This is a genomic window from Streptomyces sp. NPDC000345, assembly GCF_042898825.1.
Classification (GTDB): Bacteria; Actinomycetota; Actinomycetes; order Streptomycetales; family Streptomycetaceae; genus Streptomyces.
This window is the reverse complement of the sequence record NZ_JBIAZE010000001.1, coordinates 789,996-803,155: the sequence shown is the minus strand read 5'-3', so window position 1 is coordinate 803,155 and position 13,160 is coordinate 789,996. Positions and strand designations below refer to the sequence as shown.

Genomic DNA, 13,160 nt, shown 5'->3' with positions numbered 1-13,160 from the left:
GCCGTCGGGCCGGTGGGACCCGGCCGTGCATCAGCCGGGCCGTCGGGCCGGTGGGACCGGTGGCGGGTCAGCGGCGGTCGTCGCGGCGGCGCTCCTGTGGCTGTTGCCGTGGGCGGCGGGTGCGTGCGGGCCGGGCGGCGGATTCGCCGCGGAACGAGTCCGTGAGGCCCGGCGCCGGTTCCCCGGTGAGCACCTGGCTCTCCGTCCAGGTGAACTCGGCGCGCACCCCCTCCTCCTCGCTCAGCAGGCCCAGTTCGTCGACGTACGCGGCGTTCTCGGTACAGCGTTCGGCGTCCAGCGCCTGCCAGCGGGCGACGGTCACCGGGTCGGCGGCCTCCCGCGCGGTGAGCGGTCTGCGCATGGTGAGGACGCGGGCCTGGCCGGTGGCGGTGAGGCGGACCCGCAGCCAGTAGTGGCCGCCCCAGGCCGCCGGGGCGAAGTCCCAGTGCTCGGCGTCGGCCCGGGCGTGCACCGTACCGTCCCCCCACTGCTCGCTCGCCCGGCGCAGCGCCGCCACCAGGTACGCCCGGTGCAGGGCTGCCGAGCGGGCGGCGAGCGCCTGCTGGACGGTCCGCTCGTCCTCCTTCGACGCCGGGACGCCGTCGCGCAGCACACGCTCGAGGATGCCGACCGCGGCGGGTGCCTCCGGCAGCGGATCGACGCCCTCGGGCGCGTCGGCCCGGAGCACCTGCAGCCGCAGCGCGGCGTCACGGCGGGCCGTCTCGGCGCGCTCGGCCCGCTCGGACTCCTTGTGCGCGATGAGCGCGGCCTCGTCGAGATAGCGCCGCACCGCCGTGGGCCGCCGCCCGACCGCCCGCCGGGCCTCCAGCAGACAGTCGTCGACCAGCTCCCGGCTCTCGGAGGTGAACGCCAGCGGCAGCCGGGCGAGCAGCTCGGCGCCCTCGCGCAGGACGTCCTCCTCGGTGAGCGCGGTCTCCTGTTCGCTGCGGGGCGGCCGTGCCGCCGCCGGCGCGGGCAGCTCCCCGCCGGCCGCGTACGTCTTGAGGGCGCGGCGGCGCTGCTCACGCAGCCGGTCGTACCAGTCGGCGCGCTCCGGGTTCTCACGGTGCTGGAAGGGCAGGCGCGCGGTGGCGCGGGCCGCGCGCTGGGCCTCCACCCGGCGCAGGGCCCGCTCGGTCTCGGCCAGTCGCTTCCACAGCAGGTCGAGGGGGACGCCGACGGGCTGCACCGGTGCGGGCAGCGGCGGGTCGCCCGGTCCGGCGGGGTCGAGACCCAGGACGGTGATCCGGGCGTTGAGGCCGGCCGCGGTCTCCGCCGCACGCCGCCAGCACGCGCTGCCGTCCTCCAGGGACATCTGCCGCCGGGCCATGGCCTCCTGCTCGGCGGCGACCTTGTTGTTGAACGCCGCGAGCGCCATGGTGCCGCGCAGCGCCAGCCGGGTGACCAGCAGCGCGCCGCTGAGGTCGGCGAGTCCGATGAGCGCGGGCACGATCATGTCGTGCAGCTGCTGGGCGGCCTCGTCCACCATGTGGTCGACGGCGTGCCCCACGGCGTCGACGTGGCCGGTCGCCGTGTGGGCCAGGTCGGAGACGCCGGTGTCCGGCATCTGCAGGCCGACCACGTCGGGCTGGGCCAGCGTGGGGTCCACCCCGGACGCCGAGACGTCCGGCATCACGGCGAACAGATCGGTGCCGGCGTACGCACTGCTCACGCCACTCCTCCAGTACGGGAACCGGGTAGGGGACCGGACGGTGAAGAACCGGACGGGGAAGAACCGGACGGTGGCCCCGACGGGTGACCGGACGGGGAAAACGAGGGGGAGGCAGGGGTGGGGGCGGGGGACCCGGTGGGCCGGCGCGCTCCCGGCACCCCGCCGCGCGGATCGGCGTGCGGACCGGCGTGCGGACCGCCCGGGGTTCCGCCGCGCGGACCGGCCGGCGGATCGCCCCGCCTGCCGCCCCGGGCGTCGCCCCGTGGCTCGCTCCGCGGATCGGCGGGCGGTGCCGACAGGCTGCCGCTGCGGGCGTCCGCCTGGTAGCGGTGCCAGGCCCGCACCCGCAGCACCGCCGAGACCAGCAGCGCCAGCACGGTCCCCGCCGGCCAGATCCACACCGCGAGGAAGAACGTGCCCGCGACCGTGCCCGCCAGGGCCGCGGCGCCCACGGCCGCCCACAGGTACCGCTTCCACCCGCGCCGCCCGATCCGGCTGGTCAGCGGCAGCGCCCGCCGCGTCATGAGGCCCATCACGGAGAACCGGGGGTGGTACCAGGGGCCGATGTACCAGGCGGTCCAGCACTCGATCACGAGCAGCGCCGCCAGCGAGGGCACGCTCAGCATCCAGGCGATCAGCACGGTGCTCTGCGGCGCCCACCCGTACACGTCGGCCAGGCCGACCAGGAAGGCGTGCGGGAAGAACAGCAGCAATGCGCCGCCCGCGGCCCGGCCGAGCACCACCGGCAGCTCCAGCCGGCGCCGCACCAGCCGGGTGTGCTCGGCCCGCCGGCCGATGGCCGCCAGCTGCCGGCGTTCCTCCTGGGCCCGTCGGGTCTCCCGGGCCTGCGCCTCGGCCAGCGGCCGCAGCCGCAGGGTCAGCAGCAGCGGTACGGGGTCGTCGGCCGCCTCGGCCAGCCGGGTGAACCAGGGCACCCGCGCGGGCAGGGCGCGCAGCACGTCCCGCAGTTCGGCGCGCAGCCGCCGGGTGACCGGGGCGGGATCGGCGGCCAGGCGCAGCAGCTCGGCGGTGAGGGCCGGGCCGGTGGCGGTCGCGGCGCGCAGGTCGTCCCGGTGGTCGCGCAGCTCGGGTATCTGCGACAGCCGGGCGGTGGCCTCCGCCCACTGGCGGTGGTGGGTGTGCCAGCGCCGGGAGACGTACGTCAGTTCCTCGCCGCCGCGGCGCCGGGCCAGCCGGGTCAGCAGGCGCTGCCCGTAGAGCTCGTTCATGACGGACACGCACTGCCGGTCGCCGTCGGCGGCCCGCCCGGCGAAGGCCGGCAGGTCGCCCATGCCCAGCGGGATGCCGCGGTAGCCGGGCTCCTGCTGGGGCGCCATCCAGCCGATCAGGTCGATGAGGGTCGCCGCGTCCGGTCCGCGCCGCGCGCGCCGGAGCCGGTCCAGCAGCTCGTCGAGTTCCCCGGCCCGGTCGGTGTCCGCCGTGGGCCGGAACTCGGCGAGCCAGTCGGCGAGTTGCTCGCGGCCGCGGCCCCGGGACAGCCGGCGGGCCATGGCCGGCCAGTCCGCGTCGAACACCTCGCCCAGTTCCGCCGGGTCGGTGAACCGCCGGCCCGCGTGTTCGAAGTGGGGTGCCTCGGGGTCGGCGGCCGGACGCCCGCCCGGCCGGGGCCGGGGCCCCTCGCGGACCACGTCGGGGGACTCGTGGTCGAGCCACCGCCGGACCTGCCCGGCGCCCCAGCGGTGCTCGTGGTCCCACGTCAGCAGCCCCTCGCAGAGGAGCCGGACCCGCGGATCACGGATGCCGTCCAGGTCGATGTCGCCGCGCTGGACGGCGTCCATGACCGACGCCGTCTCGCGGTGCCGGACGGGATGCCGGCCGAGCGCGGCCTCCGCGACGACGATCCCGAGCGACCACCAGTCGTCCGCCGGCCGCACGATCGACGCCATGAGCTGCGCCTGCGGAGACGCGTACCCGGGGGTGCCGGCCCAACCGCGGCCCACCTGGCGCGGAAAGGGCCCGGTGGCGGAGATGCCGAAGTCGATCAGCACCATGGTCGCGGGGTCGTCGTAGTCGCCGAGGACCAGGTTGGACGGCTTGAGGTCCCGGTGCACCACACCCGCCGCGTGCAGGGCGGTCAGCGCCCCGTGCAGCCGTTCCACGATCCGCTCGACGTCCGGCGTGGGCAACGGGCCGGAGTGGTCGCGCAGATGGGTGGCGAGGTCCGTGTTGCCGTGCGAGGGCAGCACATGGAAGGGCGCCCCCCGGTCGACGCCCGCCTCCAGGACGTACGACAGGCCCGCGTGCAGCTGCCCCCGCGACAGCAGCGCGGTCACCGCCGGGTCGGGCGCGGCGTCCGGGTGGAACCACTTGACGATCCGTTCGGTGCCGTCGGCCGGGCAGCGCACCCGGAACACGGCCGCCCGCAGCTCGGCGGAGCGCCCCTCCTCGGCGGCCCGGTGCACGGTCTGCTCGCCGCGCCGGGGCAGCCGCTCACGCGGCTGGAAGCGGCCGGTCAGCGAGGGCGGCAGCTCGACCGGTTCGCCCCGCGGGTCGGGCGCGGCCATGCCACCGGTGCCGCCCGGCGGTTCGTACAGCGTCGGCGGGACCAGGCCGTCGTCGTCGCCATGGGGATCGGGACCGACTGGAAACGTCATGGAATTCACCTGCGCGCGGAAAGGGCCCGGCGGGCGCCGGAGAGGGCGTACGGAAGGGAGTGGGAGGGACCGGTGTGAAGAGGTGGGGAACCGCGTGCGGAAAGGTGTGCGGAATGGTGTGCCGGAAAAGAGACCGGGAGGGACGCGGGATACGCATCCGCCGTGCCGCGCACCGAATTGCGGGACCCGACGGCGGGCACCCCGGCGCGGAAGGACGCCCGGGCCGGAAGAGTAGCGGGATCCCGGCGCCGCGCACCGGGAAACGGGGTAATTCGCGGAGGGTACCGGGCAGGTGCACCGATCCGGGGCGTACTGCGGGAAGGCGGGGCGGCCGCGGTACCGGCGTGGATATGTTGACCGCCATGAACCCTGATGGTCTGCCCGACCGCGCCGACCTGATACGGGAGCTGCGGCAGCTGCGCCGCGGGGGCCTGCCCGCGCTGCAGGCTCTGGTGCCCGAGGCGCTGCGCGCGGCCACCCTGTACGCCGGGTACGCCGTGGGCGAGGAGGACCTCGCCGACGGCGCGGAACGCCTGATCCGCGCGGCCGCCGAGCGGCTCGGCACCGACGACCTGATAGGCCGCGCCGCCCAGTGCACCTACGGCCTGCTGCCCGGCCGCCGCGGCGACCCGGCCGCGGACCGGCGCCGGGCCGCCGCCCTGGTGTACGGGGTGACCAGCGAGCGGTTCCGGCACAGCCAGGAGAAACAGGTGGTCGAGCAGCTGGCCGGGGCCGTGCTCGCCGAGGCCCGCGAGCCCGCCGGGCGTCCGTCGCGGCCGGCGCCGCGGGGCCCCGGGCCCGCCCGCACCCAGGCGGCCCGTCCGATCGTCGTACCGCGCACCGGGCTGGCCGGCCGGGCCGGGAGCAGGCCGGTCACCGTCCATCTCTCGCCCATCGAACTGCTGCGGGACATCGACATCCTGGTCTCCTCCGAGAACGTCCACCTGGAGATGTCGAAGTCGTTCCGGCCCACCGTCTCCGGGGCGCTGCGCCGCTCGGCGGCCGTGGGCTGCGCGGCGGACGGGCCGGTGGCCGACGTCCTCGCGGACGAGCTCGCCGCCTGGGTGCGGGCCCGGCCCGGGGTGCTGCCGCTGCGGCCGGGCACGGTCGTGCCGACCGGCGCCGGCGCTCTCGCCGAGCGCGGGGTGCGGCGCGTCTATCACGCGGCCGTGGCGGTGCCGGACGGGCACGCCTACCGCGTCGACCCGCAGCACATAGCCACCGCCGTCGCCGCCTGCTTCGCCCGCGCGCGCCGGGAGCGGGCGGACGGCCTGCCCGGCCTGCGCTCGATCTGCTTCCCGCTGCTGGGCGCCGGCCGCGGCGGCCTGGAGCGCGGAACCAGCGCGGAATGGCTGAGCTGGGCCATCGAGGACGCCCTCACCGCCGACCCCGGCTGGTCCGTGCACGTCGTGACGCGCCATCCGGACGCGGCCCGGGTGTTCGGGGTGGAGGCGGCGGAGAAGCCGGAGCCATGAGCGGGACCGTAAGAGGTCGGACGCCCTGATTCGCGGGGCGCCGACGGGGGCGCACACGGTGCTTCCGGAGGTGCGCGAGGCTCGTGCAGGGGCGCGCGAGGCGCACGTCGGGGCAGGTGCCCCCGTGGGGCGCGCCATCACGGGCGCCAGCTGGGTCCGGTGAGGCGGATGCCGCCCGCCGCCAGCTCGCGCTCCAGCCGGCGCAGCTCGCCCCGGGCCGGGACGCCGTACACGCGGGCGCCCCCGCCGTCGGCGTCCGCCCGCAGGCTCACGCGCGGTCCCGGCGGATGGAGGCGCGCGAGATGCGGGCCGTAGCGGAGGGCACCGAGGGCGGTGCGCGGGACGAGCCGCTGGTTGGCGGATCCGCGCCAGACCAGGTCCGTCGGCTCGGCGACCCGGAACCGGCCCGTCACGACCGCGTCCGCGCCCGCCAGCGCCGACCACACCTCCTCCGGCACCTCACCCGGCTCGTGACCGGTGTAGACGAGCAGGTCGGCGGCCCGCCCCGCACGCTCGCGCAGCCGGCCGGCGCCGCGCAGCAGCGCCGCCAGCGCGGCGGGCTGGGCGAGGGGTTCCCCGCCGCTGACGGTCAGGCCCTCCGCGCCCCGGGCCAGCGCCGCCTCCCACAGGCGCAGCAGCTCACCGACGGTGGCGGCCCGGCCGCCCGCGGGATCCCAGGTGTGCCGGGACATACACCCCGGACAGGCCAGCGCACAGCCCTGGAACCACAGGGCCAGCCGGCGCCCCGGGCCGAGCGTCTCGACCGGGAAGTACCCGTCGGCGACCCGCACCGGCAGCGCCGCGTCGGCGGCTGCCGCCGCAGCGGTCTCTCCCGTCACTCCCGTCATGCTTCCCCCCGCTTCGGCATATGCCGCAGCCGTATGCCGAGAATCCCGTACCCGTATTCGAAGATCTTTTCTCCGTCTCCGGGCACACTCCCGCCCGAGCGGGAGGGAGCCTATTCCGAGTCCCGCCGGAACGGCCCGGTTTTTCGGAAGTTTTCCAGGAACTCTCCGGTAACAAAGCCGCTGTGCCGGTCGTTCGCCGGTCGATCTCCGGCTGATTTCCGGATGCGGTAAATCCGCTGTCGTAAATCTCTCCCGCGCGCCTTCGTTTATCCCCTAGGCTGCGCGCGAATCCCCGTGGGTGGTCCGGGGAATCCGAACGAGGGGGATGGAATGAGCGAGGTGAAGTCCGTCCCGGCGGACTACGGCCGCGCCCGCCTCACCGCACGCACCCGCTGGCGGGCCACCCGCCGGGCGCGGCGGGACGGCAGGGCCGGCATAGGCACCGAGCACTACGCCCGGCAGCTGGAACGCGGGGCGCGCATGGCACTGGACGATTTGATGGCCCGGTTCCTGAAGGAACGCGCCGCCGCCGTCGGCCGGGTGCACGAGGAGTCCGAGCGGATCGTGACGGAGTACGACGCTCCGCGCGAGGACGACCGCGGGCGCGAGGACGTGCCGGCGGCGCTGGCCCGCTTCGGCGGCTGGGTGTCGCAGTGGCGTACGGAGGTGACGGCCTGCCAGCAGCGCGGCCTGGCCCTCGCCGCCTGCGCCGACCAGGAACTCGCCCACTACGAGGCCGCGTACGCGCGCGCCGCCCGGCTGGAGGAGCTGCCGCCCGCCGGGGCACCGGGCACCGCGGCCCTCGACGACACCTGGACGGGCCCGCCGGACTGGCTGCTCGACGGCGTCGTGGTCCGCAGGGCGCTGCAGATTCTGGAGCAGAGGATCGGGCCGGCGGCCGCGGCGGCCGGCCGAAGAGAGCGGGGGAACCGATGACGACAACCACCACCGGCGCGATCCGCCCGGCGGGGGTGGCCGCCGCCCTGGGCGCGGCGGCCCTGCTGCTGACGGCGTGCGGCCCTTGGGACGGGCCCGAACGGCTCAAGGCCGACTGCGCGGTCGTCGTGGACGGCTCCGGCTCCGGCGCCGACAGCGACGACGGCTTCCGGGCGAAGGAGAAGCTGAAGTCGACCCTGCCCCGCTTCCTCGCCGACAAGAAGTGCAAGTACCTCTCCTACGCACCCATCACCTCCGCGTCCGAGGCCTCCTCCTGCCAGGTGCCGCGCATCGACATCGACCCGGACTCCGACAAACGCTCCGAACGCGAGCCCCTGTGGACGCAGACCCGCGTCCTGGCCGAGGCCGGCGCCGAGAAGATGCTGGAGTGCGCCCGCGACCGCCAGCCCGGCTCCGACGTGCTGGGCGGCCTCACCCGCGTGGCCAAGGTGCCCCGCGACGGCGACGGCACCTTCCAGATCCTCGTGGTCAGCGACTTCGAGCAGGCCGACCCCGGCTTCAAACTGTCCAAGTACAAGATCGAGACGCAGGCGCAGCGGGACACCGCCGTCGACGCGATGGTCGCCGGCCGCAACCTGCCCGACCTGCCCCACACCACCGTCTACCGGGTCGGCTTCGCCATGCGCGGCGGCCGGACCAGCCCCGAACACGTCGAGCAGCTCGGCGCGTTCTGGACGCAGCTGCTGGAGAAGGAGGTGAAGGTCGATGTCGACGACGGATACGGCGCCTGACGAGCCCCGCCGGCTCCGCAACCCCTTCCGCTTCCGCCGCTCCGAGGGCCGGGCCCCCGGCCTCGGCCGCACCGCCCCCGCCGCACCCCGCGGCCGGGTCCCGCTGTCCGAGACCCGCGAGGGCCGGAGCCTGCTGGAGCAGGCCGAGAACGCCGGCCGCCGCGCCGCGGCCGGCGGCACGCTCAACCCGTACGTCCTCGGCTCCAGCCGCCGGCTGCCCTACTTCGGCCGGCTCCAGGGCATGCGCGACCACACCCGCAACCGGGTCGTCGCCGAGCACCACGAGCGCGAGGAACGCGAACTGCGGGCCTCCGCCCGGCTGTACGCCGACACGGCGGCCCGGACGGCCGAGGCCCGCCGGGCGCGGGACGCCCAGGAGGAGGAGACCCGCCGCCGGCACGCGGCGTCCGCCCGCCTGGACCGCGCGGCGACCCGGATGGCCGCCCGCGAGGACCGGCGCGACCGCCTGCTGCCCTGGATCGTCGCCCGCTCCGGGGCGGGCCGCCCGGACGGCACGGACCCCTCCACCGAACCCCCGGAGAAGGACCCGGAGTACGCCGAGGGCGAGGACGGCGGCCTGTACGCCCCCGACGAACGGGAAGGCGACTTCGCACGGCACCGGACCGCCCGGCCCGCGACCGCGACGGAGGTGCCCTGGGAAGGCCTGACCGAGACCGCGGCCATGGCCCGCTGGCCCCGCCGGGTCCTCACCCTGCTGCTGATCCTGGTCGAACTCCCCGTGTACCTGGGGGTGTTCCTGGCCATCCACGACGGCACCCCCGAAGGCCGGGTGAGCGCGTTCCTGCTGACCGCCGCCGTCGGCGTCGCCATGACCCTCGGCCCCTTCCAGGCCGGCCGCCAGTGGCGCCGCCGGGGCGCCACCGCCGCCCTGTGGCTGGTCCTGCCGGTCGCGGCCGCGCTCGTCACCCTGTGGGGCTGGGCCGCCTGGTACCTGGGAGACCTGCGCGCCCGCATCGTCTTCCGGGACAACGACACCTCCGGCCTCGCGGAGACCGCTCGGCAGCTGGGCGTCGACCTGCCGCCCGCGCCGACCCTGCTCGACCAGCTCCACCTGGACGAGCACACCGTCAGCGTCACCTTCATCGCCCTGCTCCTGCTCTCCGGCGGCATCGCCTTCCTGCTCGCCGTGTCCGAGGAGCACCCCTTCGTCGCCGCCTACCGGCTCCACGGCAAGCGGCTGGCGAAGGCCGAGGACGTGCTGGCGCGGGCGGAGGCGGAGGTCGCGGCGGCGCAGCGGGAGCAGGCCACCCAGGAGAGCCGGCGCGCCGAGCGCGCCCAGGCCCTCGCCGCCGAACTCACGGCGGTGGACAACGTCTTCGAGGCAGCGGCGCACGCCTACCTCGACGGCGTCCAGGCGGCCTCGCGCGACCCCGCGGTCACCGAGGGCGCGATGCGCCTGTCGACCCGCTACCCGCTCCTGCCGGAACTCCCGGCACAGCGATGACGAGAGCCGGGACGGCAACCAGGCCCAGGGCCCGCCCTGCCGCCCGTCCTGCCGCCCCGGCTCCGTCAGCCCGTCCTGCCGCCCCGCCCTGCCGCCCCGGCTGTGCCGTGCCGGCTGTGCTGCCCCGGCCGTGCCGCCCCGGCCGTGCCGGCCGTGCCGCCCGGCCGTGCCGTCCCGGCTCCGTCAGCCCGCCTCGTCGTGCCGTCCCGGCTCTGCCGTCCTGACCGTGCCGTCCTAGTTGTGGCATACCGGCCGCGGCGTCGACGGTCATGCCGTCTCCGCCCTGCCGTCCCAGTGCGGCGGGTTCAGGACGCCAGCCAGTCGTCCCGGTCCTGTCGTTCCGGCCGCGTAGGCCCGGCTCTGCCGTTCCGGCCGCGTCGCCGTGCCGGTTCTGCCGGTCCTGTCGTCCCGGCTCCGTCAGCCCGCCCTGCCGCGTCGGCCGCGCCGTCCTGGTTCTGCCGTGCCGGTCCTGCCGTGCCGGACGTGCCGTCCCGGTCGCGGCGGCGCCGGCCGCGCCATCCCGGTGTTGCCGTGCCGGCCGCGTCGTCCGGACCGTGCCGTCCCCGTTCCGCCGAGCCGGCGATGCCGTCAGGGGCGTGCCGGGCCCCGCCGTCCCTGTCCTGCCGTCCCGGCCCCGCCGTTCCCGTCCTGCCGACCCGGCCGCGTCGTTCCCGCGCGGCGGGATCAGGACGTCAGCCAGTCGTCCACGCCTGCCAGCAGCTTCGCCCGTACGCCCTCCGGCGCCGCCGAACCCCGTACCGACTGCCGGGCCAGCTCCGCCAGTTCCTCGTCCGTGAAGCCGTGGTGCCGGCGCGCGATCTCGTACTGCGCGGCCAGCCGCGAGCCGAAGAGAAGGGGGTCGTCGGCGCCGAGCGCAAGCGGCACGCCCGCCTCGAACAGCGTCCGCAGCGGCACGTCCTCGGGCTTCTCGTACACCCCCAGGGCCACGTTCGACGCCGGGCACACCTCGCAGGTCACGCCCCGCTCCGCCAGCTGCTTCAGCAGCCGCGGGTCCTCCGCCGCCCGTACCCCGTGCCCGAGCCGGGTCGCGTGCAGATCGTCCAGACAGTCCCGCACCGAGGACGGGCCCGTCAGTTCGCCGCCGTGCGGTGCCGAGAGCAGGCCGCCCTCGCGCGCGATGTGGAACGCCCGGTCGAAGTCCCGCGCCATGCCCCGCCGCTCGTCGTTCGACAGCCCGAAGCCGACCACGCCCCGGTCCGCGTACCGCACCGCGAGCCGGGCCAGCGTCCGGGCGTCCAGCGGATGCTTCATCCGGTTCGCCGCGACCAGCACCCGCATCCCGAGCCCGGTCTCCCGCGAGGCCGTCTCCACCGCGTCCAGGATGATCTCCAGCGCCGGGATCAGCCCGCCCAGCCGGGGCGCGTACGACGTCGGGTCGACCTGGATCTCCAGCCAGCCGGAGCCGTCCCGGAGGTCCTCCTCCGCCGCCTCCCGCACCAGCCGCTGTATGTCCTCCGGCTCCCTGAGGCAGGACCGCGCCGCGTCGTACAGCCGCTGGAAGCGGAACCAGCCCCGCTCGTCCGTCGCCCGCAGTCTCGGCGGCTCCCCGCTGGTCAGCGCGTCGGTCAGCGCCTCGGGCAGACGCACCCCGTACTTGTCGGCCAGTTCCAGCACGGTCCCGGGCCGCATCGACCCGGTGAAGTGCAGGTGCAGATGGGCTTTCGGCAGCTCAGAGACATCACGTACACGCTCCATTCAGCGATCCTGCCGTACGTCGATGTCCTCCCGGTAGCCGTTTCCCCGAACGTGGTCTTGCTCGCACAAAGCAACGGGGGACGCCGATCCCGCATTCGGGATCGGCGTCCCCCGTACGAGGGAGCCGGACGTCAGTCCCTGGCCTCCGCCAGCAGCTTCTGGATCCGGCTCACGCCCTCGACGAGGTCCTCGTCGCCCAGCGCGTACGACAGCCGCAGATAGCCCGGCGTGCCGAAGGCCTCACCCGGGACGACCGCGACCTCGGCCTCCTCCAGGATCAGCTCGGCCAGCTCCACGCTGCTCTGCGGGCGCTTGCCGCGGATCTCCTTGCCGAGCAGCGCCTTCACCGACGGGTACGCGTAGAACGCGCCCTCGGGCTCCGGGCACAGGACGCCGTCGATCTCGTTGAGCATCCGCACGATGGTCTTGCGGCGCCGGTCGAAGGCCTCCTTCATCTTCGCCACCGCCGACAGGTCACCGGAGACGGCGGCGATGGCGGCGACCTGCGCCACGTTCGAGACGTTCGAGGTGGCGTGCGACTGCAGGTTCGTCGCGGCCTTGACGACGTCCTTCGGGCCGATGATCCACCCGACCCGCCAGCCGGTCATCGCGTACGTCTTGGCGACCCCGTTGACGACGACGCACTTGTCGCGCAGCTCGGGCAGGATCGCCGGCAGCGAGGTGAAGGTCGCGTCGCCGTAGACCAGGTGCTCGTAGATCTCGTCCGTCAGCACCCACAGGCCGTGCTCGACGGCCCAGCGGCCGATCGCCTCGGCCTCGGCGGCGCTGTAGACCGCGCCGGTCGGGTTGGACGGCGAGACGAAGAGCACGACCTTCGTCTTCTCCGTGCGCGCCGCCTCCAGCTGCTCCACGGAGACCCGGTAGCCGGTCGTCTCGTCGGCCACGACCTCCACCGGGACACCGCCGGCGAGACGGATCGACTCCGGGTACGTCGTCCAGTACGGCGCAGGGACGATGACCTCGTCGCCCGGGTCGAGGATCGCGGCGAAGGCGTTGTAGATCGCCTGCTTGCCGCCGTTGGTGACCAGGATCTGCGAGGCGTCGACCTCGTAGCCGGAGTCGCGCAGGGTCTTCGCGGCGATCGCGGCCTTCAGCTCGGGCAGACCACCCGCCGGCGTGTACCGGTGGTACTTGGGGTTCTTGCAGGCCTCTACGGCCGCCTCGACGATGTAGTCCGGGGTCGGGAAGTCGGGTTCACCGGCGCCGAAGCCGATCACCGGACGCCCGGCGGCCTTCAGGGCCTTGGCCTTGGCGTCCACGGCGAGGGTGGCGGACTCGGAGATCGCGCCGACTCGGGCGGAGACCCGGCGCTCGGTGGGAGGGGTTGCAGCGCTCATACGACCCATGGTTTCAGACCGGAAACCGGCCGGGCACACGGGTTTCACGGACTGGGCACCGGACGGGTCAGCCGACAGAACATCAGACTGAATCCGCTCAAGAGCACTTTCCGTTCGACGGCACGCTCAGGACCACGTACACTCATCCGTCGTTGGCCTTCAACAGCCGTGCCCCACCCGGTGCACACACCGAGCACTCGGGCGGATGCGGTACGTTGGGGACACACAAAGGGTCGTAGCTCAATTGGTAGAGCACTGGTCTCCAAAACCAGCGGTTGGGGGTTCAAGTCCCTCCGGCCCTGCTACACACACCTTCGCCAGGA

Annotated in this window: 9 protein-coding genes and 1 tRNA gene; 5 read left to right on the top strand and 5 right to left on the bottom strand. The window is 75.1% G+C overall.

Annotated elements, in window-relative coordinates; translation table 11 throughout:
* Positions 1-67: 67 nt before the first annotated feature.
* Positions 68-1,672 carry a hypothetical protein gene (locus ACFY30_RS03700; RefSeq protein WP_390843508.1) on the bottom strand — a complete coding sequence of 535 codons (1,605 nt, stop codon included), beginning with the start codon at positions 1,670-1,672 and terminating at the stop codon, positions 68-70.
* Entirely contained in the window at positions 1,669-4,287 is a 2,619-nt protein-coding gene (locus tag ACFY30_RS03695) for a protein kinase (RefSeq protein ID WP_390843507.1), read from the bottom strand. Before ACFY30_RS03695 ends, ACFY30_RS03700 begins: the two co-directional genes overlap by 4 nt.
* Positions 4,288-4,649: 362 nt before the next feature.
* Here ACFY30_RS03695 and ACFY30_RS03690 point away from each other — a divergent pair, with 362 nt between their 5' ends.
* Complete coding sequence (locus ACFY30_RS03690; protein WP_390843506.1) at positions 4,650-5,762, top strand: macro domain-containing protein; 1,113 nt, start codon at positions 4,650-4,652, stop codon at positions 5,760-5,762.
* A 137-nt stretch (positions 5,763-5,899) separates the two neighbouring features.
* Here the strand turns inward: ACFY30_RS03690 and ACFY30_RS03685 are convergent, their stop codons facing one another.
* Positions 5,900-6,610: a 4Fe-4S cluster-binding domain-containing protein gene (locus ACFY30_RS03685; RefSeq protein ID WP_390843505.1), complete on the bottom strand. Its 711-nt coding sequence runs from the start codon at positions 6,608-6,610 to the stop codon at positions 5,900-5,902.
* A gap of 330 nt (positions 6,611-6,940) precedes the next feature.
* On the opposite strand from ACFY30_RS03685, the gene ACFY30_RS03680 reads away from it, so the two are divergent.
* From ACFY30_RS03680 to ACFY30_RS03670, 3 genes are read left to right on the top strand one after another with little or no spacing between them, the layout of a single operon-like run.
* The gene (locus tag ACFY30_RS03680) at positions 6,941-7,546 is read left to right on the top strand and encodes a hypothetical protein (RefSeq protein WP_390843504.1); all 606 of its coding nucleotides are present in this window, start codon (positions 6,941-6,943) and stop codon (positions 7,544-7,546) included.
* The gene (locus ACFY30_RS03675) at positions 7,543-8,298 is read left to right on the top strand and encodes a hypothetical protein (protein WP_390843503.1); all 756 of its coding nucleotides are present in this window, start codon (positions 7,543-7,545) and stop codon (positions 8,296-8,298) included. Before ACFY30_RS03680 ends, ACFY30_RS03675 begins: the two co-directional genes overlap by 4 nt.
* Positions 8,273-9,763 carry a hypothetical protein gene (locus tag ACFY30_RS03670; protein ID WP_390843502.1) on the top strand — a complete coding sequence of 497 codons (1,491 nt, stop codon included), beginning with the start codon at positions 8,273-8,275 and terminating at the stop codon, positions 9,761-9,763. The genes ACFY30_RS03675 and ACFY30_RS03670 overlap by 26 nt, the downstream gene beginning before the upstream one ends.
* Positions 9,764-10,447: 684 nt before the next feature.
* On the opposite strand, the gene ACFY30_RS03665 is transcribed toward ACFY30_RS03670, so the two are convergent.
* The gene (locus tag ACFY30_RS03665) at positions 10,448-11,479 is read right to left on the bottom strand and encodes an adenosine deaminase (RefSeq protein ID WP_390843501.1); all 1,032 of its coding nucleotides are present in this window, start codon (positions 11,477-11,479) and stop codon (positions 10,448-10,450) included.
* Between the two features lie 131 nt (positions 11,480-11,610).
* Positions 11,611-12,837: a pyridoxal phosphate-dependent aminotransferase gene (locus ACFY30_RS03660; RefSeq protein ID WP_390658109.1), complete on the bottom strand. Its 1,227-nt coding sequence runs from the start codon at positions 12,835-12,837 to the stop codon at positions 11,611-11,613.
* Between the two features lie 229 nt (positions 12,838-13,066).
* Here ACFY30_RS03660 and ACFY30_RS03655 point away from each other — a divergent pair.
* Positions 13,067-13,139, top strand: a tRNA-Trp gene (locus tag ACFY30_RS03655).
* Positions 13,140-13,160 lie beyond the last annotated feature (21 nt).